The sequence below is a fragment of the Pseudomonas veronii genome (assembly GCF_002028325.1).
GTDB classification, from domain to species: Bacteria; Pseudomonadota; Gammaproteobacteria; order Pseudomonadales; family Pseudomonadaceae; genus Aquipseudomonas; species Aquipseudomonas veronii.
The window spans coordinates 5495150-5516716 of the sequence record NZ_CP018420.1 but is presented as its reverse complement, the minus strand read 5'-3'; the positions used below and the strand labels follow the sequence as shown (position 1 = coordinate 5516716).

19 protein-coding genes are annotated in these 21567 nt (G+C 61.4%); 6 read left to right on the top strand and 13 right to left on the bottom strand.

All coding sequences use genetic code 11. The annotated features are described in order from the left end of the window. Positions 1-63 precede the first annotated feature (63 nt). Positions 64-1587 carry a fumarate hydratase gene (locus PverR02_RS25225; RefSeq protein ID WP_017846082.1) on the bottom strand — a complete coding sequence of 508 codons (1524 nt, stop codon included), beginning with the start codon at positions 1585-1587 and terminating at the stop codon, positions 64-66. A gap of 217 nt (positions 1588-1804) precedes the next feature. Here PverR02_RS25225 and PverR02_RS25220 point away from each other — a divergent pair, with 217 nt between their 5' ends. Continuing rightward, on the top strand, positions 1805-2749 hold the full coding sequence (locus PverR02_RS25220) for an iron-sulfur-binding ferredoxin reductase (RefSeq protein ID WP_079444601.1): 945 nt from the start codon (positions 1805-1807) through the stop codon (positions 2747-2749). 92 nt (positions 2750-2841) lie between these two features. On the opposite strand, the gene pyk is transcribed toward PverR02_RS25220, so the two are convergent. Further along, a complete protein-coding gene (gene pyk, locus PverR02_RS25215; protein ID WP_079444600.1) occupies positions 2842-4293 on the bottom strand; it encodes a pyruvate kinase in 1452 nt (483 codons plus the stop codon). 172 nt (positions 4294-4465) lie between these two features. Between pyk and PverR02_RS25210 the strand changes: the two genes are divergently transcribed. Together PverR02_RS25210 and PverR02_RS25205 are read left to right on the top strand one after the other, a co-directional pair. Further along, positions 4466-4840, top strand: a complete 375-nt coding sequence (locus tag PverR02_RS25210; protein WP_017139782.1) for a tetratricopeptide repeat protein — start codon at positions 4466-4468, stop codon at positions 4838-4840. 226 nt (positions 4841-5066) lie between these two features. Then, entirely contained in the window at positions 5067-5426 is a 360-nt protein-coding gene (locus PverR02_RS25205) for a PilZ domain-containing protein (RefSeq protein ID WP_046385190.1), read from the top strand. 60 nt (positions 5427-5486) lie between these two features. Here PverR02_RS25205 and PverR02_RS25200 read toward each other — a convergent pair whose 3' ends face one another. Both PverR02_RS25200 and PverR02_RS25195 read right to left on the bottom strand, forming a co-directional pair. Next, on the bottom strand, positions 5487-6818 hold the full coding sequence (locus tag PverR02_RS25200) for a DUF58 domain-containing protein (RefSeq protein ID WP_057004539.1): 1332 nt from the start codon (positions 6816-6818) through the stop codon (positions 5487-5489). A 7-nt stretch (positions 6819-6825) separates the two neighbouring features. After that, positions 6826-7866 carry an AAA family ATPase gene (locus PverR02_RS25195; protein WP_186354534.1) on the bottom strand — a complete coding sequence of 347 codons (1041 nt, stop codon included), beginning with the start codon at positions 7864-7866 and terminating at the stop codon, positions 6826-6828. A 498-nt stretch (positions 7867-8364) separates the two neighbouring features. Between PverR02_RS25195 and PverR02_RS25190 the strand changes: the two genes are divergently transcribed. After that, on the top strand, positions 8365-9693 hold the full coding sequence (locus PverR02_RS25190; RefSeq protein WP_046382240.1) for an OprD family porin: 1329 nt from the start codon (positions 8365-8367) through the stop codon (positions 9691-9693). 282 nt (positions 9694-9975) lie between these two features. On the opposite strand, the gene PverR02_RS25180 is transcribed toward PverR02_RS25190, so the two are convergent. The 4 genes from PverR02_RS25180 to PverR02_RS25165 are packed head-to-tail and all read right to left on the bottom strand — an operon-like array spanning position 9976 to position 14315. After that, positions 9976-11133, bottom strand: a complete 1158-nt coding sequence (locus PverR02_RS25180; RefSeq protein ID WP_079444598.1) for a DUF4350 domain-containing protein — start codon at positions 11131-11133, stop codon at positions 9976-9978. After that, positions 11130-12659: a DUF4129 domain-containing protein gene (locus tag PverR02_RS25175; protein ID WP_079444597.1), complete on the bottom strand. Its 1530-nt coding sequence runs from the start codon at positions 12657-12659 to the stop codon at positions 11130-11132. Before PverR02_RS25175 ends, PverR02_RS25180 begins: the two co-directional genes overlap by 4 nt. Then, positions 12646-13626: a stage II sporulation protein M gene (locus PverR02_RS25170; protein WP_017846071.1), complete on the bottom strand. Its 981-nt coding sequence runs from the start codon at positions 13624-13626 to the stop codon at positions 12646-12648. The genes PverR02_RS25175 and PverR02_RS25170 overlap by 14 nt, the downstream gene beginning before the upstream one ends. Further along, positions 13623-14315 carry an RDD family protein gene (locus PverR02_RS25165; RefSeq protein WP_079444596.1) on the bottom strand — a complete coding sequence of 231 codons (693 nt, stop codon included), beginning with the start codon at positions 14313-14315 and terminating at the stop codon, positions 13623-13625. The genes PverR02_RS25170 and PverR02_RS25165 overlap by 4 nt, the downstream gene beginning before the upstream one ends. A 167-nt stretch (positions 14316-14482) precedes the next feature. Here PverR02_RS25165 and sbcB point away from each other — a divergent pair, with 167 nt between their 5' ends. Next, on the top strand, positions 14483-15910 hold the full coding sequence (gene sbcB / locus PverR02_RS25160; RefSeq protein WP_017846069.1) for an exodeoxyribonuclease I: 1428 nt from the start codon (positions 14483-14485) through the stop codon (positions 15908-15910). A gap of 90 nt (positions 15911-16000) precedes the next feature. Here sbcB and mvaT read toward each other — a convergent pair whose 3' ends face one another. Continuing rightward, entirely contained in the window at positions 16001-16375 is a 375-nt protein-coding gene (gene mvaT / locus PverR02_RS25155; protein WP_005790963.1) for a histone-like nucleoid-structuring protein MvaT, read from the bottom strand. 347 nt (positions 16376-16722) lie between these two features. Here mvaT and purU point away from each other — a divergent pair, with 347 nt between their 5' ends. Next, a complete protein-coding gene (gene purU, locus PverR02_RS25150) occupies positions 16723-17571 on the top strand; it encodes a formyltetrahydrofolate deformylase (RefSeq protein ID WP_017847102.1) in 849 nt (282 codons plus the stop codon). A 127-nt stretch (positions 17572-17698) separates the two neighbouring features. Here the strand turns inward: purU and PverR02_RS25145 are convergent, their stop codons facing one another. From PverR02_RS25145 to PverR02_RS33190, 4 genes are all read right to left on the bottom strand, one after another. After that, entirely contained in the window at positions 17699-18799 is a 1101-nt protein-coding gene (locus PverR02_RS25145; RefSeq protein ID WP_046382245.1) for a lysylphosphatidylglycerol synthase transmembrane domain-containing protein, read from the bottom strand. Then, complete coding sequence (locus tag PverR02_RS25140; RefSeq protein ID WP_079444595.1) at positions 18796-19539, bottom strand: DUF2334 domain-containing protein; 744 nt, start codon at positions 19537-19539, stop codon at positions 18796-18798. The genes PverR02_RS25145 and PverR02_RS25140 overlap by 4 nt, the downstream gene beginning before the upstream one ends. After that, a complete protein-coding gene (locus PverR02_RS25135) occupies positions 19532-20653 on the bottom strand; it encodes a glycosyltransferase family 4 protein (RefSeq protein ID WP_046382247.1) in 1122 nt (373 codons plus the stop codon). Before PverR02_RS25135 ends, PverR02_RS25140 begins: the two co-directional genes overlap by 8 nt. Before the next feature lie 143 nt (positions 20654-20796). After that, positions 20797-21561 carry a methyl-accepting chemotaxis protein gene (locus PverR02_RS33190; protein ID WP_370737559.1) on the bottom strand — a complete coding sequence of 255 codons (765 nt, stop codon included), beginning with the start codon at positions 21559-21561 and terminating at the stop codon, positions 20797-20799. Between the last annotated feature and the right edge of the window lie 6 nt (positions 21562-21567).

Genomic DNA, 21567 nt, shown 5'->3' with positions numbered 1-21567 from the left:
GCGCAATAAAAAAGGCGACTGGGCTGTGTAGCCGCAGTCGCCTTTATCGGTGCGAAGAAGCGCTTACTGCACTTCTACCGCCAGGCTTTCACTGATCTTTTTCTGCCAGATGGCAGGACCGGTGATGTGGACGGATTCGCCTTTGCTGTCCACCGCAACGGTGACCGGCATGTCTTTCACTTCGAACTCGTAGATCGCTTCCATGCCCAGTTCGGCGAAAGCCACCACGCGCGACTTCTTGATGGCTTGCGCCACCAGGTAAGCAGCACCGCCTACGGCCATCAGGTACACGGCCTTGTAGTCCTTGATCGCTTCGATGGCGGTCGGGCCGCGCTCGGATTTGCCGATCATGCCCAGCAGGCCGGTCTGTTCGAGGATCTGACGGGTGAACTTGTCCATCCGCGTCGCGGTGGTCGGGCCGGCAGGGCCAACCACTTCGTCGCGCACCGGATCAACCGGGCCGACGTAGTAGATGAAGCGACCCTTGAGGTCCACCGGCAGGGTTTCGCCCCTGTTCAGCATCTCGACCATGCGCTTGTGCGCCGCGTCGCGACCGGTCAGCATCTTGCCGTTGAGCAACACGGTTTCGCCCGGCTTCCAGCTCTGCACGTCTTCCGGGGTCAGCGTGTCGAGGTTGACGCGACGGGCCGACGGGCCGGCTTCCCAGACGATTTCCGGGTAGGCGTCCAGTGGTGGCGCTTCCAGCGATGCCGGGCCCGAACCGTCGAGCACGAAGTGCGCGTGACGGGTGGCGGCGCAGTTGGGGATCATGCACACCGGCAGGGAGGCGGCGTGGGTCGGGTAATCCATGATCTTCACGTCGAGCACGGTGGTCAGGCCACCCAGGCCCTGGGCGCCGATGCCCAGTTGGTTGACCTTCTCGAACAGCTCCAGGCGCATCTCTTCGATACGGTTGGAAGGGCCACGCTTTTTCAGCTCGTGGATGTCGATGGATTCCATCAACACTTCCTTGGCCATCACGGCGGCTTTCTCGGCGGTGCCGCCGATGCCGATGCCGAGCATGCCCGGTGGGCACCAGCCGGCGCCCATGGTCGGAACGGTCTTGAGCACCCAGTCGACGATCGAGTCGGACGGGTTGAGCATGGCCATTTTCGACTTGTTCTCGGAACCACCGCCCTTGGCGGCCACGTCCACTTCCACGGTGTTACCCGGGACGATGGAGTAGTGGATCACCGCCGGGGTGTTGTCCTTGGTGTTTTTACGCGCGCCCGCCGGGTCGGCGAGGATCGAAGCACGCAGGACGTTTTCCGGCAGGTTGTAGGCGCGACGCACGCCTTCGTTGATCATGTCGTCCAGGCCCATGGTGGCGCCGTCCCAGCGCACGTCCATGCCTACGCGCACGAACACGGTGACGATACCGGTGTCCTGGCAGATCGGGCGGTGGCCGGTGGCACACATGCGCGAGTTGATCAGGATCTGGGCGATGGAGTCACGGGCTGCCGGCGATTCTTCGCGCAGGTAGGCTTCGTGCATTGCCTGGATGAAGTCAACGGGGTGGTAGTAGGAAATGAATTGCAGGGCGTCGGCAACGCTCTGAATCAGGTCGTCTTGCTTGATCACGGTCATGAGTCGCGCTCCTCTATAAGGGAACATTCAATAAAGGTGGCTTCAGTGGGGTGTATCGGTCGGCTGAAACCACCTTTCCAAGGCACGCCGAGTGATGCTGGCGCGACGCTAAAAAGGCGCGGCAGTATAACCCGGCACGGTGGCCGATACACCCGACTATGGTCAAACTCTGCCGGGCGTGATTCCCTGTGTAGGCTTTTTTGATCTGAGACTTTGTATGCCTGAACTGTACGTCGGCGAACGCCACTGGTCGGTCTCCACCGGCAGCAACCTGTTGGATGCCCTGAACCAGGCCGGCGTTGCCGTGCCCTACAGTTGCCGCGCCGGCAGTTGCCATGCGTGCCTGGTGCGTTGCCGGGGCGAGGTCGAGGATCAGCAGCCCGACGCCCTCAGCCCGGCGCAACGCGAGAACGGCTGGCGCCTGGCCTGCCAGTGCCGGGTGGTGGCGGACCTGCACGTCGAAGCGTTTGACCCGAGCCGTGACGGCGTGCCGGCCGCGGTGGTCGGCGTGGAGTGGTTGAGCACGCATGTGCTGCGCCTGCGTCTGCAACCGGAGCGCGGCCTGCGCTACCGGGCCGGGCAGCATCTGGTGTTGTGGGCGGGGCCGGTGGCGCGCCCGTATTCCTTGGCCAGCCTGCCCGAGGAAGATCCGTTCCTGGAGTTTCATCTCGACTGCCGTCAGCCCGGCGCGTTCAGCGATGCCGCTCGACAGTTGCGCGTCGGTGACCGTCTGCGCCTGGGCGAACTGCGCGGTGGCGCTTTGCAGTACGACCCCGACTGGCAAACCCGGCCACTGTGGCTGTTGGCGTCCGGCACCGGCCTGGGCCCGTTGTGGGGCGTGTTGCGTGAGGCGTTGCGCCAGGACCACCAAGGCGCGATCCGCTTGATTCACCTGGCCCACGATGCCAGCGGTCACTACTTGGCCGAGCCCCTGGCAGCGCTGGCCGAGCGCCATCCGAACCTGACGGTGGAGCTGTGGACGGCGGCGCAGTTGACCCCGGCCTTGGCGCAACTGCGGCTGGTTTCCCGGCAAACACTGGCCTTGCTCTGTGGGCATCCGGCCAGCGTCGAGGCGTTCTCCAAGCGCCTGTTCCTGGCAGGGCTGCCGCGCAATCAACTGTTGGCTGATGTGTTCCTGTCCAGGTCGATCAGCGGGTGCTGATGGCGTTTCCACAGGCAAGCCCATCACTGTGAGCCGCAAAGCAAAAAGCCCCGCCATTCACAGGGCGGGGCTTTGTTTTTTCAGCAGATCACTCAGACCATTGGGTCGCCAACGTGCAGGATCTTCATGCCGTTGGTGCCGCCGATGGTGTGGTAGCTGTCGCCCTTGGTCAGGATGACCCAGTCGCCTTTCTCCACCACGCCACGCTTGAGCAGTTCGTCGATGGCAGCCTGGCTGACTTGCTCAGGCGGCAACGACGCCGGGTCGAACGGTACGGTGTAGACACCACGGAACAACGCCGCGCGGGCCTGGGTTTCGCGGTGCGGGGAGAACGCGTAGATCGGTACCGAGGAACGGATACGCGACATGATCAACGGCGTGTAGCCACTTTCGGTCAGGGCGATGATCGCTTTGACGCCAGGGAAGTGGTTGGCGGTGTACATGGCGGCCAGGGCGATGCTCTGGTCGCAGCTTTCGAACACTTTGCCGATGCGGTGGCTGGAGGTCTTGCTGGTCGGGTGCTTTTCGGCACCGATGCAGATACGCGCCATGGCCTGGACGGCTTCCAGCGGGTACGGGCCAGCGGCACTTTCAGCCGAGAGCATCACGGCGTCGGTGTAGTCGAGCACGGCGTTGGCCACGTCGGACACTTCGGCGCGGGTCGGCATCGGGTTCTGGATCATCGACTCCATCATCTGGGTCGCCACGATCACTGCTTTATTGTGGCGGCGTGCGTGCAGGATGATTTTTTTCTGGATACCGATCAGCTCGGCATCACCGATTTCCACGCCCAGGTCGCCACGGGCAACCATCACCGCGTCGGACGCTTTGATCAGGCCGTCGAGGGTTTCGTCATCGGCCACGGCTTCGGCGCGTTCGATCTTCGCCACCAGCCAGGCAGTACCACCGGCTTCGTCGCGCAGTTTGCGCGCGTATTCCATGTCGGCAGCGTCGCGTGGGAAGGACACCGCGAGGTAGTCCACTTCCATTTCGGCGGCGAGCTTGATGTCGGCCTTGTCTTTTTCAGTCAGGGCCGGCGCCGTCAGGCCACCACCGCGACGGTTGATACCTTTGTGATCCGACAGCGGGCCGCCGATGATCACGGTGCAGTTCAGCTCGGTGACGCTGGCGGTGTCGACTCGCATGACCACGCGGCCGTCGTCCAGCAGCAGTTCGTCGCCGACGCCGCAATCCTTGACCAGGTCCGGGTAGTCGATACCCACGACGTGCTGGTTGCCGTCGGTCAGCGGGTGGCTGGTGGAGAAGGTGAACGTGTCACCGATCTTCAGCTCGATCCGTTTGTCGGTGAATCTGGCGATGCGGATTTTCGGGCCTTGCAGGTCACCCAGCAATGCGACGAAGCGACCGTGTTTGGCGGCCAGGTCACGCACCAGCTTGGCGCGAGCCTTGTGCTCGTCCGGGGTGCCGTGGGAGAAGTTCAGACGGGCAACGTCCAAACCAGCCAGAATCAGCTGTTCGAGGACTTCCGGCGAGTTACTGGCCGGGCCAAGGGTGGCGACGATTTTGGTACGACGGACGGACATGCACAGACTCCTGAGTTCAAGCGCTGAGGAAGGCTACTATGCTCTTTGGTTGTAGTCATTGTTCGTTTGCACTACTTATCGGCGATTCGCTTTTCGCTCCGGTTGAATAGCTGAACAACCTTGAAGATTTTTGACGAGGGGTCGATACACTGCACAAGACAGGAGAACCCTCATGCGAATTTTGCTCATTGCTGCCCTGGCCGTCAGTGTTGTCGGCTGTACCCGCTGGTCGATGGACCACCATTTGAACAACGCCTACCGTGCGTATGGGGTTGGTGACTGCGAGCGCGTGACCCTGGAATTGTCCCAGGTCGACCGGGAAAGTCGCACCCGGCGCTATGTGCAGCCGGAGGTCTCGATGTTGCGCGGGCAGTGCCTGGAGCGACAGAAGTTGTTCGTCGACGCGGTGCAAACCTATCAGTTCATCATCAACCAGTACCCGTCCAGCGAGTACGCCTACCGGGCCCGTGCGCGTCTCGACACCCTGCAACAACTGGGGCACTACTCCGGCGCGAGCGTTGCGCAGCCACGTCCGGCGTCGTTGTGATGGTATTTGTCGTTGCGTAGCTGGCCCGTTGCCAGTCTTAGGCTATTCTTTGAATGTCCGTTTGTACAAGTTTGTGTCCAAACGGATAGAACACTTGGGATTGGCAGGCTGTAGAGTGGCAAAGCGCTAGCTGTTGTCGCACTGATCTCCAGGGAGAGCGGGGTGTTTAGCCCGTTCCGAATCACTGGCGTGGCCAGAGTTATGGCCAATGGATGGCGATATCATCATGTTTACCGACCGACGAATTGAGCGGCATCAATTGTCTTGTTTCCTGCAAGTGTTCAACCGGCTTACGGATAAGCCCATTGGTTACTTGGGTAACGTATCCGCAGAAGGACTGATGTTGATCAGTCAATTGCCGATGATGGTCGACGTGGCGTTCGAGCTGCGCTTGAAGATTCCCACGGTCGACGGTGATTTCCAGGCCGTTGATTTCACGGCGACCTGTTTATGGAGTCACGAGGACATCAATCCCCAGCATTACGACTCGGGTTTCAGCGTGGCTGAGGCGCCTGCCGAATACGGCCAACTGATCAATGCCTTGCTGCAGTATTTCAGCTTTGACCCCTTACAGGCGTCCGCTTAGACATAGCGTGCAGTCGCCCCGGCTTGGGTGTGGCGACCCAAGCCGGGGGGTGCGCTGTTTTCACAGAACGCCGGCTTTTTTCCAGCCCAGGTAACGTGTCACCAGAGCGGCGCCCAACTCCGAGGGGCGCGTATCCAGTACCGACAACCCATGGGCGTTCAGGCGGTCATGCAGTTCGTCGCGTTGATTGAGGTAGTCGACGGTGCCGCTATAGGCCAGCGCTTCGGGCAGGGTTTGCACCGGCGAAAGGCGCAGTTGGTCGAGTACTTCTTCGCGCAGGCTGGCGACCAGTACCCGGTGTTGCCGGCTGATGCGTTTGACCGCGGTCAGCAGCGCCTCATCGTCCTCATCTCGCAGGTTACTCACCACGATCACCAGCGCCCGGCGTTTCTGCCGAGCCAGCAACTGGTTGGCCGCGGCTTCGTAGTCGGCCGCGCGTCGCGTGGTGTCGAGGTCGTAGACGGTGTTGAGCAACAGATTCAACTGCCCGGTGCCCTTGACGGGCGCCAGGTAGCGCGGCTGGTCGCAGGCAAAGGTGCATAGGCCGACGGCATCGCCCTGGCGCAAGGCGACATAACTGAGCAGCAGGCAGGCATTGAGCGCGTGATCGAAGTGGGACAGCTCTGCGTCCTGGCTGCGCATGCGCCGACCACAATCGAGCATGAACACGATCTGCTGGTCGCGTTCGTCCTGGTATTCCCGGGCGATCGGCGTGCGTTGGCGTGCGGTGGCTTTCCAGTCGATCTGCCGCAGGCTGTCGCCCTCGCGAAACTCGCGCAGTTGATGAAACTCCAGCCCCAACCCCCGGCGCTGGCGTTGACGCACGCCCAACTGGCTCAGCCAGTTATCCACACCCAAGAGCTGCGCGCCATACAGACGGGCGAAATCCGGATAGACCCGGGTGGCATCGCTGACCTCAATAAAGCGCCGCGCGGACCACAACCCCAAGGGGCTGGGCAGGTGCAGCTCGCAGCGACTGAAACTGAAGTGCCCACGCCGCAGGGGGCGCAGCCGATAGCCCAGTTCGCTGCGTTCGCCGGGGCGCAGTTCGATCGACTGCGGCATGTGTTCCAGGCTCAGGCCGTCGGGGACGTGATCGAACACCTGCACCGTCAGCGGTTGTGGGTAATCGTGTTCAAGCGTCAGGCGTACTTCGCCCCAGCGCCCCAATGCCAGGCTGCCGGGCATCTGCCGTTGTACTCGCGCGGACGGACGACGGCGCAGGCGCATCGCGTCCAATAGCGCCAGCAACAACAGCGCCAGCAGCAGACCCCAGGCCACCGAATGCAGGCTGTCGGGCACCGGGAGCTGCAACGCCTGTGCGGCGCCCAGCAATATATTCAGGCCCAGCAGCACGCCGAGCCAGATCAACAGCAGACGGGTCGGCTTCATGGATGGGTCATTGCCGAGGTGCCGAAATCTGGTCCAGCAGTTGCTGGAGGACCTGGTCCACTTCCAGTCCGTCGATATCCAGCTCGGGGGCGATGCGAACGCGATGACGCAGCACCGCCAGGGCGCAGCCCTTGATGTCGTCCGGGGTGACGAACTCGCCCCCGCGCAGCAAGGCGCGGGCACGGGCGCCGCGCACCAGGGCAATGGATGCGCGTGGGCCGGCACCGATGGTCAGCCCCGGCCAACTGCGGGTGGCCCGTGCCAGGCGCACGGCGTAGTCGAGCACTTGCTCATCCAGCGCCAGTTCGCTGGCGATCTGTTGCAGTTGCAACACGTCCTCGGCTTGCAGCACGGTGCGCAGGGGTTGTACGTCGAGCATGTCGGCCCGGGATGAGCGCGTGACTTCGCGCACCATCTCCAGCTCTTGTTGGGAGTCGGGGTAGTCCATCCGCACCTTGAGCATGAAACGGTCCAGTTCGGCCTCGGGCAGCGGGTAGGTGCCTTCCTGCTCGATGGGGTTCTGGGTGGCCAGCACCATGAACGGTTGGCCGATGGGCAGCGCTTCGCCCTCAAGGGTCACTTGGCGCTCCTGCATGGCCTCGAGCAAGGCGGCCTGGGTCTTGGCCGGCGCGCGGTTGATCTCGTCGGCCAGCAACAGGTGGGTAAACAACGGCCCCTTGCGCAGCTTGAACTGCTCGGTGTGCAGGTCGTACACGGCGTGCCCGGTGACATCGCTGGGCATCAGGTCCGGCGTGAACTGGATGCGCGCGAAGTCGCCGCCGAAGCAACGGGCCAGGGCCCGAACCAACAAGGTCTTGCCCAGGCCGGGTACGCCTTCAAGCAGCACGTGGCCGCCGGCGATCAAGGCGGTGAGGACGTCGTCGATCACTTGGTCCTGGCCAATCACCGCCTTGCGCAGCTCAACACGCAACGCCTGGGCTTGGCGGCTGGCGTGTTGCAGGGTTTCGGTGGTCAGGGCAGTGGGTGTTGGAAATTCGCTGATGATTTCCGGAGCCTTATTCATTGTTACATTGGTTGTATTATCCATAAATCAGATACTTACCTAATCTAACTATTGTTGGGTTTTTATGGGCCGGATGAATGGAATCAGGTCGATATGCACAACTTTCATTCCATGATAGTCCCCGACTTTGGGCGCTCGACAGACGACGCGTCGGCCATAATGACCCGCTTCGGTTTGGAGGGATGCCTCCAGGCGCCAGTGGCACTGCCTTCCGGATCATCCCCTGATGCCAAGGGCAATGGAAGTGTGGCCGCTCAAGAGAAGACACTACAGACTGGCTGTGCTTTGTAAACCTCAATAAGACGCTCTCTCGCCTCTCCGGCTGCAACGGGCAGCTCGTTATAGGGCGGCAGAAGAGCCACTTTTCCAACAGCGTTGGGCAAAAGCAGCCGCTCTCGAGTAACAAGCTGGCTTGTTTAGCCGCCAAGTTTAATATCAGAATATTCATCTGGTTTCATTTGTTGATCGTCTGGGCTATCGCCTTAATGCTCCAACACGACATCGTGCACTGGAGCAAAAATAATGAAAAAACACCAATCGGCACTTCAACTCAATACCTTGGCCGTGGCGCTGGCATTTGCCTTGCCGGCCATGAGCTATGCCAGCGATCAGTCCGATTCCAAGGGGTTTGTCGCGGACAGCAGTTTAAATATTCTGAATCGCAACATGTTCTGGAACCAGAACGGCAGCGGCACCCACACCCGTGACTGGAGTCAAGCGCTGATGGCGACCTTCAGCTCGGGCTTCACCCAAGGCACCGTCGGCGTCGGCATTGATGCGTTTGCCGACCTGGCGTTGCGCATCGACGGGGGCACCGACCGTGCCGGAGGCCCGAACATTCCATCCGATGCCAATGGCCATCCGGATCACGGCCTCGCGAAGGCCGGCGGTGACGTCAAGTTCCGTGTTTCCAATACCACGCTCAAGGTCGGCGACTTGCAGCCCACGTCGCCGGTGTTTGCCACCGCTGATAACTACCTGATGCCACAGACCGCATCAGGCTTCCAGATCGACAGTCATGAAATCACGGGCCTGAACCTGGAGGCCGGTCATTACACCGCCGGTACCGGTAACACCACCACGTCGCGCAGCGGCGACATTCTCGCCAGCTATGCGGGTGTGGAAGCGGCGTCGGCCAGCTTCGCGGGTGGCAAGTACCAGTTCAGTAAGGAATTCACCGCGTCGCTGTACGGAGCGCGCCTGGAAGACGTTTGGAACCAGTACTACGTCAACTTGAACCTTGTTCATCCATTGGCCGTTGACCAATCCGTCGCACTGGATTTCAACCTCTATCGCACACTGGACGACGGCAGCGCCAAGGCCGGTACCATCGACACCACTGCAGCCTCGCTGGCGGCTGCCTACACCCTGGGCGCGCACACCTTCACCCTGGCCGGACAGAAGATCCATGGTGACGAGCCGTTCGACTATGTCGGCTTTGGGGAGACCAACGCCGGTGTCGGTGCCGGCCGCTACGGTAACTCGATCAACCTCGCTGATTCGGTGCAGTACTCCGACTTCAACGGCCCGGGCGAGAAGTCCTGGCAGATGCGCTATGACTTGGACATGAGTTCCTTTGGCGTCCCAGGCCTGAGCTTCATGGCTCGTCATATTCGCGGTTCTGGCATCGACGGTACGCATACTGCCAGTAACTCGGCCTACGCCGGGGCCTATGGCGCCAACGACCAGGAACACGAAACCGACGCCGAAGTGAAATACGTCGTACAGAGTGGCCCGGCCAAGAAACTGACTGTTCACCTGCGGGAGGCCTGGCACGATGGCGATGCTTCTACCGGGGGGCATTTGGTGCAGACGCGTCTGATTACTGAGTACCCGTTGAATATCTTCTAAACAGGCGGGCTTACTTGTCGCTTTAGTTAACGTGTTTGGATTCAACGACGAAACTCGACCGACAGTCTTGCCGCACAAATGCGATATAACCAAACGCGGCCTTTGAGGTCTGCCGGGGCTTGTGCGTCCAGAGACTCGGCCGGGGCAATCAGGCGACGGATCAGGCACTCCAGGTTGGTTCTCACTCTGGGTGTGGATTCCACGAGCCGCTGAACCTCAGAGTCGAGGCGCAGCGCCCTCTTGCTGGCGTTGTACCACGCACCTTCGTCACAGAACGCGGGGTCATAGTGCATTCCTGAGCGTTTGCAGGCACGCCACCTGGCGGCTGAAATCGGCGCTGGAAAGCCGTTTTGCCGCAAGTGGGCCAAGGGCCTGGCTGATCACGTGAGAGGGTTGGCGCGTCAGGTGTTCAAGCACCTGCCACTGGTCTGCGGTGTTTAGGTGTTCAAAGCCAGGGTGGCGCCGCCTTGCGGCGCGCAGGATATCGCGCTGCAAGGCGTGCAACAGGGTGCCCTGGCCGCTGCGGCGCAGCAGGAAGTCGGCGCTGGCCTGCAAGTGTTCCTGCAGTTGTCGGCGAGCTCTGGGCGCTGGCGCGTGGATCGGGCCTTGGCGCATGCCGGCCTGCCAGAGCGCCAGGGCGATCAGCGCGGCGAGCGCCACCAGCGCCTGGGGGAAATAGCGCATCAACAAGGTGAACAGGTCGTCCACGTCGCTGTTGAACAGCAGGCTCACGTCGGTGCCCTGGTTGAGGTACCACAGCAGCCAGGCGTTATCGTGTTGGCCGATTCCCGGGGTTTTCCATAAGTCGCTGTCGGTGACGACTGTCACACGGCCTTGGCCGAGATTGAGTTGCATCAGGTGGCTGGACCTGGCGCTGTTGGCGGAAAACTGGGCCAGGTGCTTGGGGTCGGTGAGATTGAAGTCGGTATCGAAGCTGAAATACGCCGGGGCGGTTTCATTGTCGACATAGAGCTTGGTCAGGTCCGGTTTTTTCTGTTTGCGTGCCGGAGCGGGTTGCTCGGATTCGTCGCTCAAGGTCTGCTGGATATGCAGGCGGTCGAGCAGCAGGTCGCCGCTTTTAGCGGTTTCTTCATCCCACAGCGCTTCGGCCACCACCAGCAGGTGGCCACCGGACTTTGCCCAGTCCAGCAGTTGATCCACCTGGCGCGGGGTCATGTTGTCGCGTTCGCCCAGCAGCAACAGGCTGCGGCCTCTGGGGGGCAGATCGGAGAGCTGTTCAAGGCCGCTGGCACGCTCCACCGCCAGGCCTTGCTGGCGCAGAAAGTGTTCGGCCGCCAGGTAGGGATTGCCCAATGCTTCGGGGGAAGGGCCGCGATCCACCACTTCGTCATAAGGCATTGCCTTGTGCCACACATACAGGCCGCCCGCCCCCAGCAGGCAAGCAAGCAGCAACCCCACCCACAGCAATGGCCGCTTCATCGGGCGACTCCCGAGCTGAACAGGGTGCGCCAATCGTTGCACAACTGCTGCTGTACCTCCGTGGGCGGAAGGCGGTGCCCGTAGGCGAGGTTTTGCCAGTGCCGGGTCAATTCGTCGCTGAATGCCAGCAATTGTGGTAGTTGCAAGCGTTGAACGCGTTCCAGGACCTGGCCTTCGGTGTCGGCGGTTTTCAGTGGCAGGTTGAAGTCGTGCAGTAACCGGCTGAGCAGCCCGCGATACAACAGGCCCAGGGCTTCCCTGGGGTGGTTGGGCCATAGTCGCTCGGCGGCGCTGGCAATGTCATCGGGCAGGGTTTCGGCGCCCAGCTCCAGGCCGAACAGTTGGGTGGGTGTCGGTTTGGCGAGCTTGGGTTGGCGTGGCCCACGCCGGCTGACAAAGGTGCGCAGCCACTCGCGATAACGCCAGGCGAGCAACGCCACGCCGCCCGCCAACAGACTCCACAGCAGCACCTCCAGGCCTTGGGCGAGATGCTTGAAGGCGTCGCTGTTGAAGTTGTCCAGCAGTGCTTGCAGCCAGGCCGGTAGTTTGCCGTCACCGCGTGCCTGGGGCTTGGTGTTGGGTTTTTCGTCAGCAAAGCGATAGCGCGTGACGGTTTCCGGATTTTTGAACGGAGGCTTGTCCAGCAGCGCCTTGATCGATTGGCTGGCGGATTGGGGGGTGACTTGCCGGGTGGGGGGCGAGTCATCGGCCATCGCGGGTCGGCCCAGCGGCAGCAGCATCAGCCCGATCACCAGCAGTAGCAACGGGGCCGCGCTGCTCAGGCGCTGGCGCAGGCGGCGAAAAACCAGCTCAAGGTCCCACGCTTCCAGCACGGTGCGACGGTTGAGGTAGAGGCTGAAACCACAGGCGACGTAGATCGGTTCCCAGAACACCAGGACCAGCGCGTAGAAGGCGTTGCTCAGGTGTTCCAGCCACAACCCCTCCGGGCCGGTTGCCAGGGCCAGCCGTTGCCAGTCCCAATCCAGTTCAACCTGCTGGGGGATGAACAGATAGAACAGCGCCATGCAGCCGAACCACAGGCCGATTTCCAGGTGTACACCGAGCGTGGTCAACCAGCGCGCCGCGCCGGCGTTGTGTTGTTGCAGCACGCCCAGGCGTTTTTGGCGTGCCTGACCATCCAGGCCCTCGAGTTGGCTGACCGGCATCAAAAAGCTGCGGCTCAGGCTCAGTCGCCGCCAGGTCAGGCTGGCCAGGAGTTGGCCCTTGAGCAGGCGCGGCCAGTGACGCACGGCCTGTTTCAGGCTGGGCGTCTCGCCAAACAGGGCCTTGGACAGAATATACAGGGGCAGCCGGTCGAAGGCCGGCTTCAACCACCAGAACACAAACAAGGCCGTGGACGGGTATTGCCACAACAGAACGCTAAGCGCGATGAATATCGGCAGGCTCACCAGCGCCCAACTGGCCATCAGCAGCAGTCGGTGTTCCTGGGCCATTAACACGCCCAGGTCCATGGCTTCCCATGATGTTCGCGGGCGAATCACTACGCTGGCATCACTCAGGCGCATGGCGAGTCCGTCCGGCAAGGGTCAGGTAGGCGGCCACCAGTAGCCAGAGCCCCGCGCCCACCAGGTATTTGACCCAAGGCGCGATCGCGGTGGTGGAAGACCAGTAGGCTTCGATAAATGCTGCGATCAGCAGGAACAGCATGACGCCGCAGAGCATCTGCACGCTTTTACGTGCCGCCAGCCGCAGGGATTCACCGCGTGTCAGGTGCCCCGGAGCGATCAACGCCCAGCCCAACTGCAAGCCTGCCGCGCCAGCCAGGGCAATTGCGCTGAGTTCGAAGGCACCGTGGCCGATGACAAACGACCAGAAGGTCTGGCCGTAGCCGATTTCAGTGAGGTGCCCGGAGATCGCACCGATGATCAGGCCGTTGAATATCAGAAAGAACACGCTGCCCAGGCCGAACAGCAAGCCCGCGGCAAAGGTCTGGAAGGCGATGCCGATGTTGTGCATCACGTAGTAGCCGAACATCATCCAGTCTTCACTGGATGCACGTTCGGCGACGCGGCCCAGGCGACTGGCGTCCGGGTCGTACATGCTATGCATCTCGGCCACCTGCTGGGGGCTGACGACGCTGTAGATCAGTTCGGGAAACAGGTACACCAGCAGTGCAATACCCACCAGGCTGCCGAAGAACAGCAGGCTGGCGATCAACACGAAGCGCCACTGTTCACGCACCAGCCGGGGGAAACCGGCCAGCAGGAAAGCCAATACGTTCGCACCCAATTGGCTGCGGTGGCGATACAGCTGTTGGTGGCCGCGCAGGGCCAGTTGTTGCAGCGGGTCCACCAGGTAACTGCTGTAGCCGCGCTCCTGGGCCATGGCCAGGTGCTGGCACAGGCGTCGATACTGATGAGGGAAATCAGCCAGCTCAGCGGCCTTGGCCTTGCCTTGTTCCAACTGCGTCAGTTGTTCGGCGAACGCTTGCCATTGGGGCTGATGACGGCTTTCGAACAGGCTCTGTTTCATGTCGGCCCCAGCAAGCCACGGGCCACGCCGTTGAGCTGCTCGACAGCGCGAGCCGGGGACACCTGCAGGGGCGTGGCGAGGATCGAGGCCAGTTCCTGTACTCGCTCGGCGGACAGTTCGCCCTGGCGCTCGGCGAAATTGAGGATGGCGCGCTGTTCGCTCAGGTCCAGGGCAAATGGCAGGCGCAGGGCAGGGGCCTGCGGCACCTTGGGGCGTGCCAATGGCAGTTCGCGGTAGACCACCAGCGTGCCGGCCGCCAGATCACCGAGCCGTTTGAAGTTAGGGTGCTGCAGGCAACTGATGGCGCCGAGAAAGTAGCCGAACGGCAGCATATCGACAAAGCGCAGCAGGTTGCGGATGAGTGAGGCCGACCAACTGATGGGCGTGCCGTCATCCTGTACCACGCGCATCCCCATGACCTGCTTGCCCGGCGAGCAGCCCTGGTTGAGTACTTCAAACAGCACCATGTACCACCAACTGACCAGGAACAGCAGCAACGAGCCCAGCCCTATGCCGATGTTGCCGAGCAGGGCCAACGGAACCAGCAGGATGCCCATGAGCAACCCGCGCACGCCCAGGTCGAAGGCGAAGGCCAGCGCACGTGGCAGCAGGCCGGCCGGGCGCAAGGGCAGGTCGATGCCCTCCGGGGTCTCGATCTGGTAACGGGTATCCAATGGAGCTGATGGCATCGCGATCCTTGGCAGCGCAGAGCGGTTGGAAGACACGGATGCTAGCAGTGTCGGCGATGGAAGCAACCATTCAAGGTTTTGCTGGATGTTTATACAGTTGAACTGGCGCTGGCCTCAGGCACCTTCCAGCGCCTAGACTTCGTCGATCTTCAGCACAGGAATAGCCCGTGACCACTCTTTTCTGGTACGACTATGAAACCACCGGCATCAACCCGCGCAGCGATCGCCCCCTCCAGGTCGCCGGTATTCGCACCGATGTCGACCTCAACGAGGTTGGCCCGCCGGTCAACCTGTATTGCCAACCCAGCGACGATATCCTGCCCCATCCGGCGGCCTGTGCGATCACCGGCATCACCCCGCGCATGCTGGCGGAAAAGGGCTTGGCCGAAGCCGATTTCATGACGCGGGTGCATGCCGAACTGGCGGCTCCCGGTACCTGTGGGGTGGGTTACAACACCCTGCGGTTTGACGATGAAATGACCCGTTACAGCCTCTATCGCAATTTCTTCGACCCTTACGCGCGTGAATGGCAGGGCGGTAACAGCCGCTGGGACTTGATCGATGTGATGCGTACCGCCTACGCGCTGCGCCCGGAGGGAATCGTCTGGCCCGAGCAGGATGGGCGTGTCACCCTCAAGCTGGAGCGTTTGACCGAGGCCAACGGGATCGCCCATGGCCAGGCCCACGATGCGTTGTCCGACGTGCGCGCGACCATTGCCCTGGCCCGATTGGTCCGTGAAAAACAGCCCAGGTTGTACGACTGGCTATTCCAATTGCGCAGCAAGCAACGGGTGATGGACCAGGTGCGGCTGCTGCAACCGATGGTGCATATCTCCGGGCGTTTTTCAGCCGAGCGCCATTTCCTCGGCGTTGTACTGCCCCTGGCCTGGCACCCGCGCAATCGCAACGCGTTGATCGTCTGTGACCTGGGCCTTGATCCGCAAGGGCTGCTGGACCTCGACGCCAATACCTTGCGTCAGCGCCTCTACACCCGTCGTGATGACCTGGCCGCAGGCGAGTTACCGGTACCGCTCAAGTTGTTGCATATCAACCGCTGCCCGGTGGTGGCGCCATTGAATGTGCTGCGGGCGCAAGACCGTGAACGACTGCAATTGGATATGGACGCTTATCAGGCGCGGGCGCTGCGGCTAACTGACGCACAGGAAGTTTGGCGCGACAAGTTGGCGGAGATTTATGCCGAGGAAGATTTTGCACCGAGTTCGGACCCGGAGCAGCAGCTCTATGATGGTTTTATCGGCGACCGCGATCGTCGTTTGTGCGAACAAGTCCGCGCGGCAGAGCCGGCGCAATTGGCGCGGCAGCAGTGGCCCTTTGATGATCAGCGTTTGCCGGAATTATTATTTCGCTACCGTGCGCGCAACTTTCCTGCAACCTTGAACAGCGAGGAGCAACAACGCTGGAAACTTTTCTGTCAGCAACGCTTGTCAGATGGCGAATGGGGTGCACCCAATACCTTGGAGGCATTTAAACGTGCTCGTATTGAATTGGCTGTTAGTGCCACGCCGTTTCAGCGTCAGGTGCTGGATCAATGGCAGGAGTATGCTGACTCTTTAGCCGTTCGGTTCAATCTGTAATCAGGCAATTGCAGATTATTCAGACAATAAAAAACGCCAGCAAGCTGGCGTTTTTCGTCTGTCGCGTATCAGGCAAGAGCCTGGCGAGGCTTAGCCCAGCAGGGTAGCCCAGCCTTCAACCACGTCACCGCCCCACTTGGCTTTCCACTCTTTCAGCGTCTTGTGGTTGCCACCTTTGGTTTCAATCACTTCGCCGTTGTGCGGGTTTTTGTATTGCTTGACCTTGCGGGCACGCTTGGTGCCGGTAGTTTTCACTGCGCCGCGCGGTGCTTTAACTTTAGACTCTGGATCCAGCAGCGCGATGATGTCACGCAGGGATTTGGAGTATTCACCCATCAGGGTACGCAGTTTGCCTTCGAATTCCAGCTCGGTTTGCAGTTTGTCGTCTTGGGACAGATTCTTCAAACGGGCTTGCAGCTCTTTGATAGCTTCTTCGGTGGCACGGTATTCGTTGATCAGGGACATGTGGACTACCTTATGTAGAGCGCTGATTGACAGGGATAGTGGCCCAATAATAGTCAGGCTATTTCCCCAAGTAAACATTTAAGGGAACATTTATGTGAATTACTTTGAATGTTTGTGGCAAATCTATGCAAACGAGTTAATTAGTAGCGGGTATGGGCAAAGACTACCTGCTTAATTTCCGCTAACTGCCTGAGCGTGCCGATGCACATGCATATAGCGGTGGTAAAACCCTACGTTATTAAGGGGTGTGGTCAAGGCGAGGGCAGAATAAGCGTCAACGGATACTGCAGTTTTTCTGCGTAATCGCTAGAATGGCCGCCTTTGCGAAGTTCTGGAGTTCCCCCCTAATGCACACTTTTCGGCTGGTGATCGCTTGCCCGGACCGGGTTGGCATCGTTGCCAAAGTCAGTAACTTTCTGGCCTCCCACAACGGCTGGATCACCGAGGCGAGCCATCACTCGGACAATCTCAGCGGTTGGTTCTTCATGCGCCACGAAATCCGTGCCGATACGCTGCCCTTTGGCCTTGAGGCGTTTCGCGAGGCGTTTGCGCCGATCGCCGAAGAGTTTTCGATGATCTGGCACATCAGCGATACCGAGCAGAAAAAACGTGTGGTGTTGATGGCCAGCCGTGAATCGCACTGCCTGGCGGACTTGCTGCACCGCTGGCACAGCGACGAGCTGGACTGTGAGATCGCCTGCGTGATCTCCAACCACGACGACCTGCGTAGCATGGTCGAGTGGCATGGCATCCCGTACTACCATGTGCCGGTCAACCCGCAGGACAAGGAACCGGCGTTCGCCGAGGTGTCCCGCCTGGTCAAGCAGCATGAAACCGACGTCGTGGTGCTGGCGCGCTACATGCAGATCCTGCCGCCGGAACTGTGCCGCGAATACGCCGGCAAGGTGATCAACATTCACCACAGCTTCCTGCCGTCGTTTGTCGGTGCCAAACCGTACCACCAGGCTTCCCTGCGTGGCGTGAAGTTGATTGGCGCAACGTGCCATTACGTCACCGAAGAACTGGACGCCGGCCCGATCATCGAGCAGGACGTGGTGCGTGTCAGCCACAGCGACAGTATTGATGACATGGTGCGCTTCGGCCGTGACGTCGAGAAAATGGTCCTGGCCCGTGGTCTGCGCTATCACTTGGAAGACCGCGTGCTGGTACACGGCAACAAAACAGTCGTGTTCTGATCAACGCGTTTTGATTGAAGAATGAAGGGCCTGGGCGTTAAATCGTCCCAGGCCTTTTTTCATTGATCTGCCCAGCAGGACAAGCCCATGACCGATCCACTCGATAAAGCTACGTCCAGGGCGCCCGCTACGTTGGGCGAGGGGTGTCTGAGTCGCTATGACCCGGATGAGCTGGAGGCCGAGGATGGTACTGACTTTCCTGGGGCAGCCCAATTGTGGGACGAGTTGCAGAAACGGCCGGCGTCCCCTGAAACAGACGCTTGAGCAGCGGCCTGCCGAGCATCAGCAGAAACACCGGCCCACCGGCCAGCAGATAGAAATAGTAGGTCACCGCCCGCCAGATCAGAATCGCCGCCGCTGCGCTGGATTTGCCCAGCCAGGGCGCGAGCAAGGCCGCTGACGTCAACTCCGCCGCACCGGCCCCGCCGGGCATAAGGCTGAACTGGCCCGCCGTCAACGACAGCATCTGGATCAGGAAACTCCAGGCCCACTGCACATCGCCTCCCAACCCTTGCACCGCAAGGTAAAGCACGCTGTAGCGCAGTATCCAATGCAGGCTGGTCAAGGCAAACACGGCGGACAGGGTGCGCCACGGCAATTTCAGCGTTTGGGTAAATGCCGCCAGGAAGCGCAACACTTTGCGCGCCCAGCGCCGGCGAGTCGCGGTGCTTACCTTGCATCGCTGGAGCAAGGTGCCGCTCAGGCGTATCAGGCGGCGATGAAAGCGCACCAGCAGCACAGCGCTGAACACTGCGCCCACCATCGATGCCGCACTGAGCCCCAACAGCCACTCCAGGCGTGGGCTGAGGCTGTGGAACACTGCGTACAACGCGATTCCCACCAGTGCGCAGAAAAAAAACAGCAAGTCGCTCAACTGATCCATGGCGAACACCGCGCTGCCATGGGCCGGACGTATGCCGTTGCGCGCCAGCAGGACCATCAGTGTCAGTGGCCCGCCGCTACCTCCGGGCGTGGCGCACATGGCGAATTCGGTCGATATCACCACGCCCAGGCTGTTGAGTCGCCCCAGTTGGCCGCGTTGCTCGCCCAGTAATAAGCGGATACGCACGCTGTTGATCAGCCAGCACAGGATAATCATGCCGAACATCAGCGACAGTTGGGGCAGCGGGAATTGCTTCAGGCGCGTAACGGTTTCGCCACCTCCCAGCCACACGGGAATCGCCAGCGCCAGCAGCAGGCCCAGCAGCAGCCAGATCACCCGGCTCATGGCTGGGTGGCCAGCCAAGCGGCCTTGGTCAGTGGTGTGCGTCCGGCGTTGAGCAGGCGTTGTAGGGTTTCAAGCCAGTAGCGGCGGGAAAATTCGTGGCGCATGTCCACCGGGTGCAGCCCCAGGCGAATCACCGGGGCCGCCTGCCAGCGCTGTTCCCGTCGGTCGCTGAGACACTTGGACAGACCTCGGCGCCAGGCACTGCGCGCACTCCACACCAGCCCCGGGGCGTTGACCGGCGTGAAGTCGGGTAGCCGGTACAGATGCTGCGGGTCGCTGGTGTAGGTCAGCGGCAATTGGCGCAGTGCCTCGCGGGTGCCGTGGCTCATCAGCCAGGCGGGAGCGACAAAGCCTTGCAGCGGCCAGTCGTAGCGACGGAATACCTCGATGCCATCGCTGATACGCTGCAGCGCCTGATCCTGGCGCAGTTGGTAGAACTCACCCTCATGGGTATACAGGCGCCGCATGAACCAGGCTTTGGGGGTGCGCGGAGCCGGTTGGTCGTCGCAATGGTAGTAGCCGTGCAAGGTCAGCTCATCGCCCTTGGCCACGCGGCTGTCCAGCAGGCGGCGAAAGTCGCCATGGGCGGTCAGGGCGTCATGATGATGAAACTCCGGCACCACCAGCCAGGTGATGGGCACGCCGCCCAACGCGTCGACGGCTGCGACGAATGGGCGGTAGTCGGCCCAGGTCTGCGGTGCTACATCGTGCAGCACCAGCAGCACCGAGCGCTCATCCATGGGCGAGCATCGGCTTGTGGCTGCCCAGCACCGCATAATAGTGCGTCAACAGGCTGTCGACGACCGTCTCCCAGGCGTAATGCTGTTCGACATGACGCCGAGCCTGCGCGCCCAGGCGACGGCTGTCGGCACCGAACAGCTCGCGCACCGCATCGGCCATGGCCCGTGGATTATTGGGCGTACACAGCAGGCCGCAGCGCTCGTCAATGATCTCGGTAAATGCGCCGGCCGCCACGGCGACCACCGGTATGCCGCAGGCCATGGCCTCCAGTATTACCAGGCCGAAGGTTTCCTGATCGCCGCCATGCAGCAGCGCGTCGGCGCTGGCCATCAGCCGGGCGACATGCTGGGCGGGGCGGAACCCATCGATCACGGTGACGTTGTCCGGCACGCTGGCCGGCATGCCGGAGCCCACCAACAGCAAGTGGTAGTTGTCCCCCAGGCGTTTCATGCAGTTGAGCAGCAGCGGCAGGTTTTTTTCCTTGGAACCGCGCCCGGCGAAGATCAGCAGCCGGGTATCCGCGGCGATCCCCAGTTCGGCGCGCAAGCCCGGGTCGCGGACGTCCGGGCAGAACGTCTGCAGGTCGACCCCCAGCGGCTGCACGAAGACATTATTCACCCCAAGCCCGATGAGCTTGTCAGCCATCACTTGGCTGGGCGCCAGTACCCGGTCGAAATTCCCATAGAGTTTGCTGACGTAGGCTTCAGCGTTCGGGGTAAACCACGACCCCATGCGGTTACTCACCAGCAGCGGCAGATCCGAGTGATAAAAACCAATGACGGGCACATCCAGTTGGCGTCGTGCATCCAGCGCCGCCCAGGCGGTCAGGTAGGGGTCGCCGACTTCGATCAGATCGGGCTGTAAATCGTGCAGGACATTTCGCCAAGGCGCGAGCCGAAGGGGGAAGCGGTAGCCTTTGCCGAAGGGGAGGGCGGGGGCCGGCACCTTGAATATCCCATCCCGTTCGCTCAAGTGCGCGCCGGGGACCAACAGGCTGTGGCGAATGCCGGGTTTGAGCGTCAGACGCCGGTGCTTGGCGTCGAGATAAGTGCGTACGCCACCGCTGGCGGGGGCGTAGAACATGGTGATGTCCGCGATATGCACGATGAACATTCCTCCGATCCGTAGCTCTCCTTACGTGGACCTGAGGTAATGATAGATGTTCGATCGGAATTGGGGGCGCGCGCGCTCTAGTTGATAAAGGTCAATGTGGGCGCAAGGCGGACCTGTGCTCCCACAAGGTTCTGTGGTGTCGGTCAGATACGGAAACTGCCCACCAGATGCTTCAGCCGTGCCGCCTGCTGTTCCAGGTCGGCGCAGGCGCGCAGGGTCGATTGCAGGTTTTCCACGCCTTCCTGATTGAGTGTGTTGATCTCGGTGATGTCCATGTTGATCGACTCCACCACCGAGGTCTGCTCCTCGGTGGCGGTGGCGACCGACTGGTTCATCCCATCGATCTCGCCGATGCGCTGGGTCACGCTGTTCAGGCGTTCGCCGGCCAGGTTGGCGATTTCCACGCTGTCGAGGCTGTGGCGCTGGCTTTCGCTCATGGTACTGACCGAATCCCGGGCGCCGACTTGCAGCTCCTCGATCATCGTTTGCACCTGTTGTGCCGATTCCTGGGTGCGGTGCGCCAGGTTGCGCACTTCGTCGGCCACCACCGCAAACCCACGTCCGGCTTCCCCGGCGCGCGCCGCCTCGATGGCGGCGTTGAGCGCCAGCAGGTTGGTTTGCTGAGAGATGCTGGTGATCACTTCGAGGATTTGCCCGATATTCACCGTTTTGCTGTTAAGTGCTTCGATGTTGCTGCTGGAAGCGCTGATCATCGCGGACAACTGAGTCATTGCCTTGATATTGCGTTCAACCACCTGCTGACCGTCTTCGGCCAAGTGCCGCGCATCGCTGGCCTGGTTCGAGGCTTGTGCGGCGTTACGCGCGATTTCCTGGGCGGCGGCCCCCAATTGGTTGATGGCCGCGGCGACGCTGTTGGTGCGGTTGGCCTGCTCGTCGGAATTGATCATCGACGA

Bases quoted from the DNA above. Each gene is read 5' to 3' on its own strand.
- PverR02_RS25225 (WP_017846082.1), bottom strand. From the start codon at position 1,587: ATGACCGTGATCAAGCAAGACGACCTGATTCAGAGCGTTGCCGACGCC.
- PverR02_RS25220 (WP_079444601.1), top strand. From the start codon at position 1,805: ATGCCTGAACTGTACGTCGGCGAACGCCACTGGTCGGTCTCCACCGGC.
- pyk (WP_079444600.1), bottom strand. From the start codon at position 4,293: ATGTCCGTCCGTCGTACCAAAATCGTCGCCACCCTTGGCCCGGCCAGT.
- PverR02_RS25210 (WP_017139782.1), top strand. From the start codon at position 4,466: ATGCGAATTTTGCTCATTGCTGCCCTGGCCGTCAGTGTTGTCGGCTGT.
- PverR02_RS25205 (WP_046385190.1), top strand. From the start codon at position 5,067: ATGTTTACCGACCGACGAATTGAGCGGCATCAATTGTCTTGTTTCCTG.
- PverR02_RS25200 (WP_057004539.1), bottom strand. From the start codon at position 6,818: ATGAAGCCGACCCGTCTGCTGTTGATCTGGCTCGGCGTGCTGCTGGGC.
- PverR02_RS25195 (WP_186354534.1), bottom strand. From the start codon at position 7,866: ATGGATAATACAACCAATGTAACAATGAATAAGGCTCCGGAAATCATC.
- PverR02_RS25190 (WP_046382240.1), top strand. From the start codon at position 8,365: ATGAAAAAACACCAATCGGCACTTCAACTCAATACCTTGGCCGTGGCG.
- PverR02_RS25180 (WP_079444598.1), bottom strand. From the start codon at position 11,133: ATGAAGCGGCCATTGCTGTGGGTGGGGTTGCTGCTTGCTTGCCTGCTG.
- PverR02_RS25175 (WP_079444597.1), bottom strand. From the start codon at position 12,659: ATGCGCCTGAGTGATGCCAGCGTAGTGATTCGCCCGCGAACATCATGG.
- PverR02_RS25170 (WP_017846071.1), bottom strand. From the start codon at position 13,626: ATGAAACAGAGCCTGTTCGAAAGCCGTCATCAGCCCCAATGGCAAGCG.
- PverR02_RS25165 (WP_079444596.1), bottom strand. From the start codon at position 14,315: ATGCCATCAGCTCCATTGGATACCCGTTACCAGATCGAGACCCCGGAG.
- mvaT (WP_005790963.1), bottom strand. From the start codon at position 16,375: ATGTCCCTGATCAACGAATACCGTGCCACCGAAGAAGCTATCAAAGAG.
- purU (WP_017847102.1), top strand. From the start codon at position 16,723: ATGCACACTTTTCGGCTGGTGATCGCTTGCCCGGACCGGGTTGGCATC.
- PverR02_RS25145 (WP_046382245.1), bottom strand. From the start codon at position 18,799: ATGAGCCGGGTGATCTGGCTGCTGCTGGGCCTGCTGCTGGCGCTGGCG.
- PverR02_RS25140 (WP_079444595.1), bottom strand. From the start codon at position 19,539: ATGGATGAGCGCTCGGTGCTGCTGGTGCTGCACGATGTAGCACCGCAG.
- PverR02_RS25135 (WP_046382247.1), bottom strand. From the start codon at position 20,653: ATGTTCATCGTGCATATCGCGGACATCACCATGTTCTACGCCCCCGCC.
- PverR02_RS33190 (WP_370737559.1), bottom strand. From the start codon at position 21,561: ATGATCAATTCCGACGAGCAGGCCAACCGCACCAACAGCGTCGCCGCG.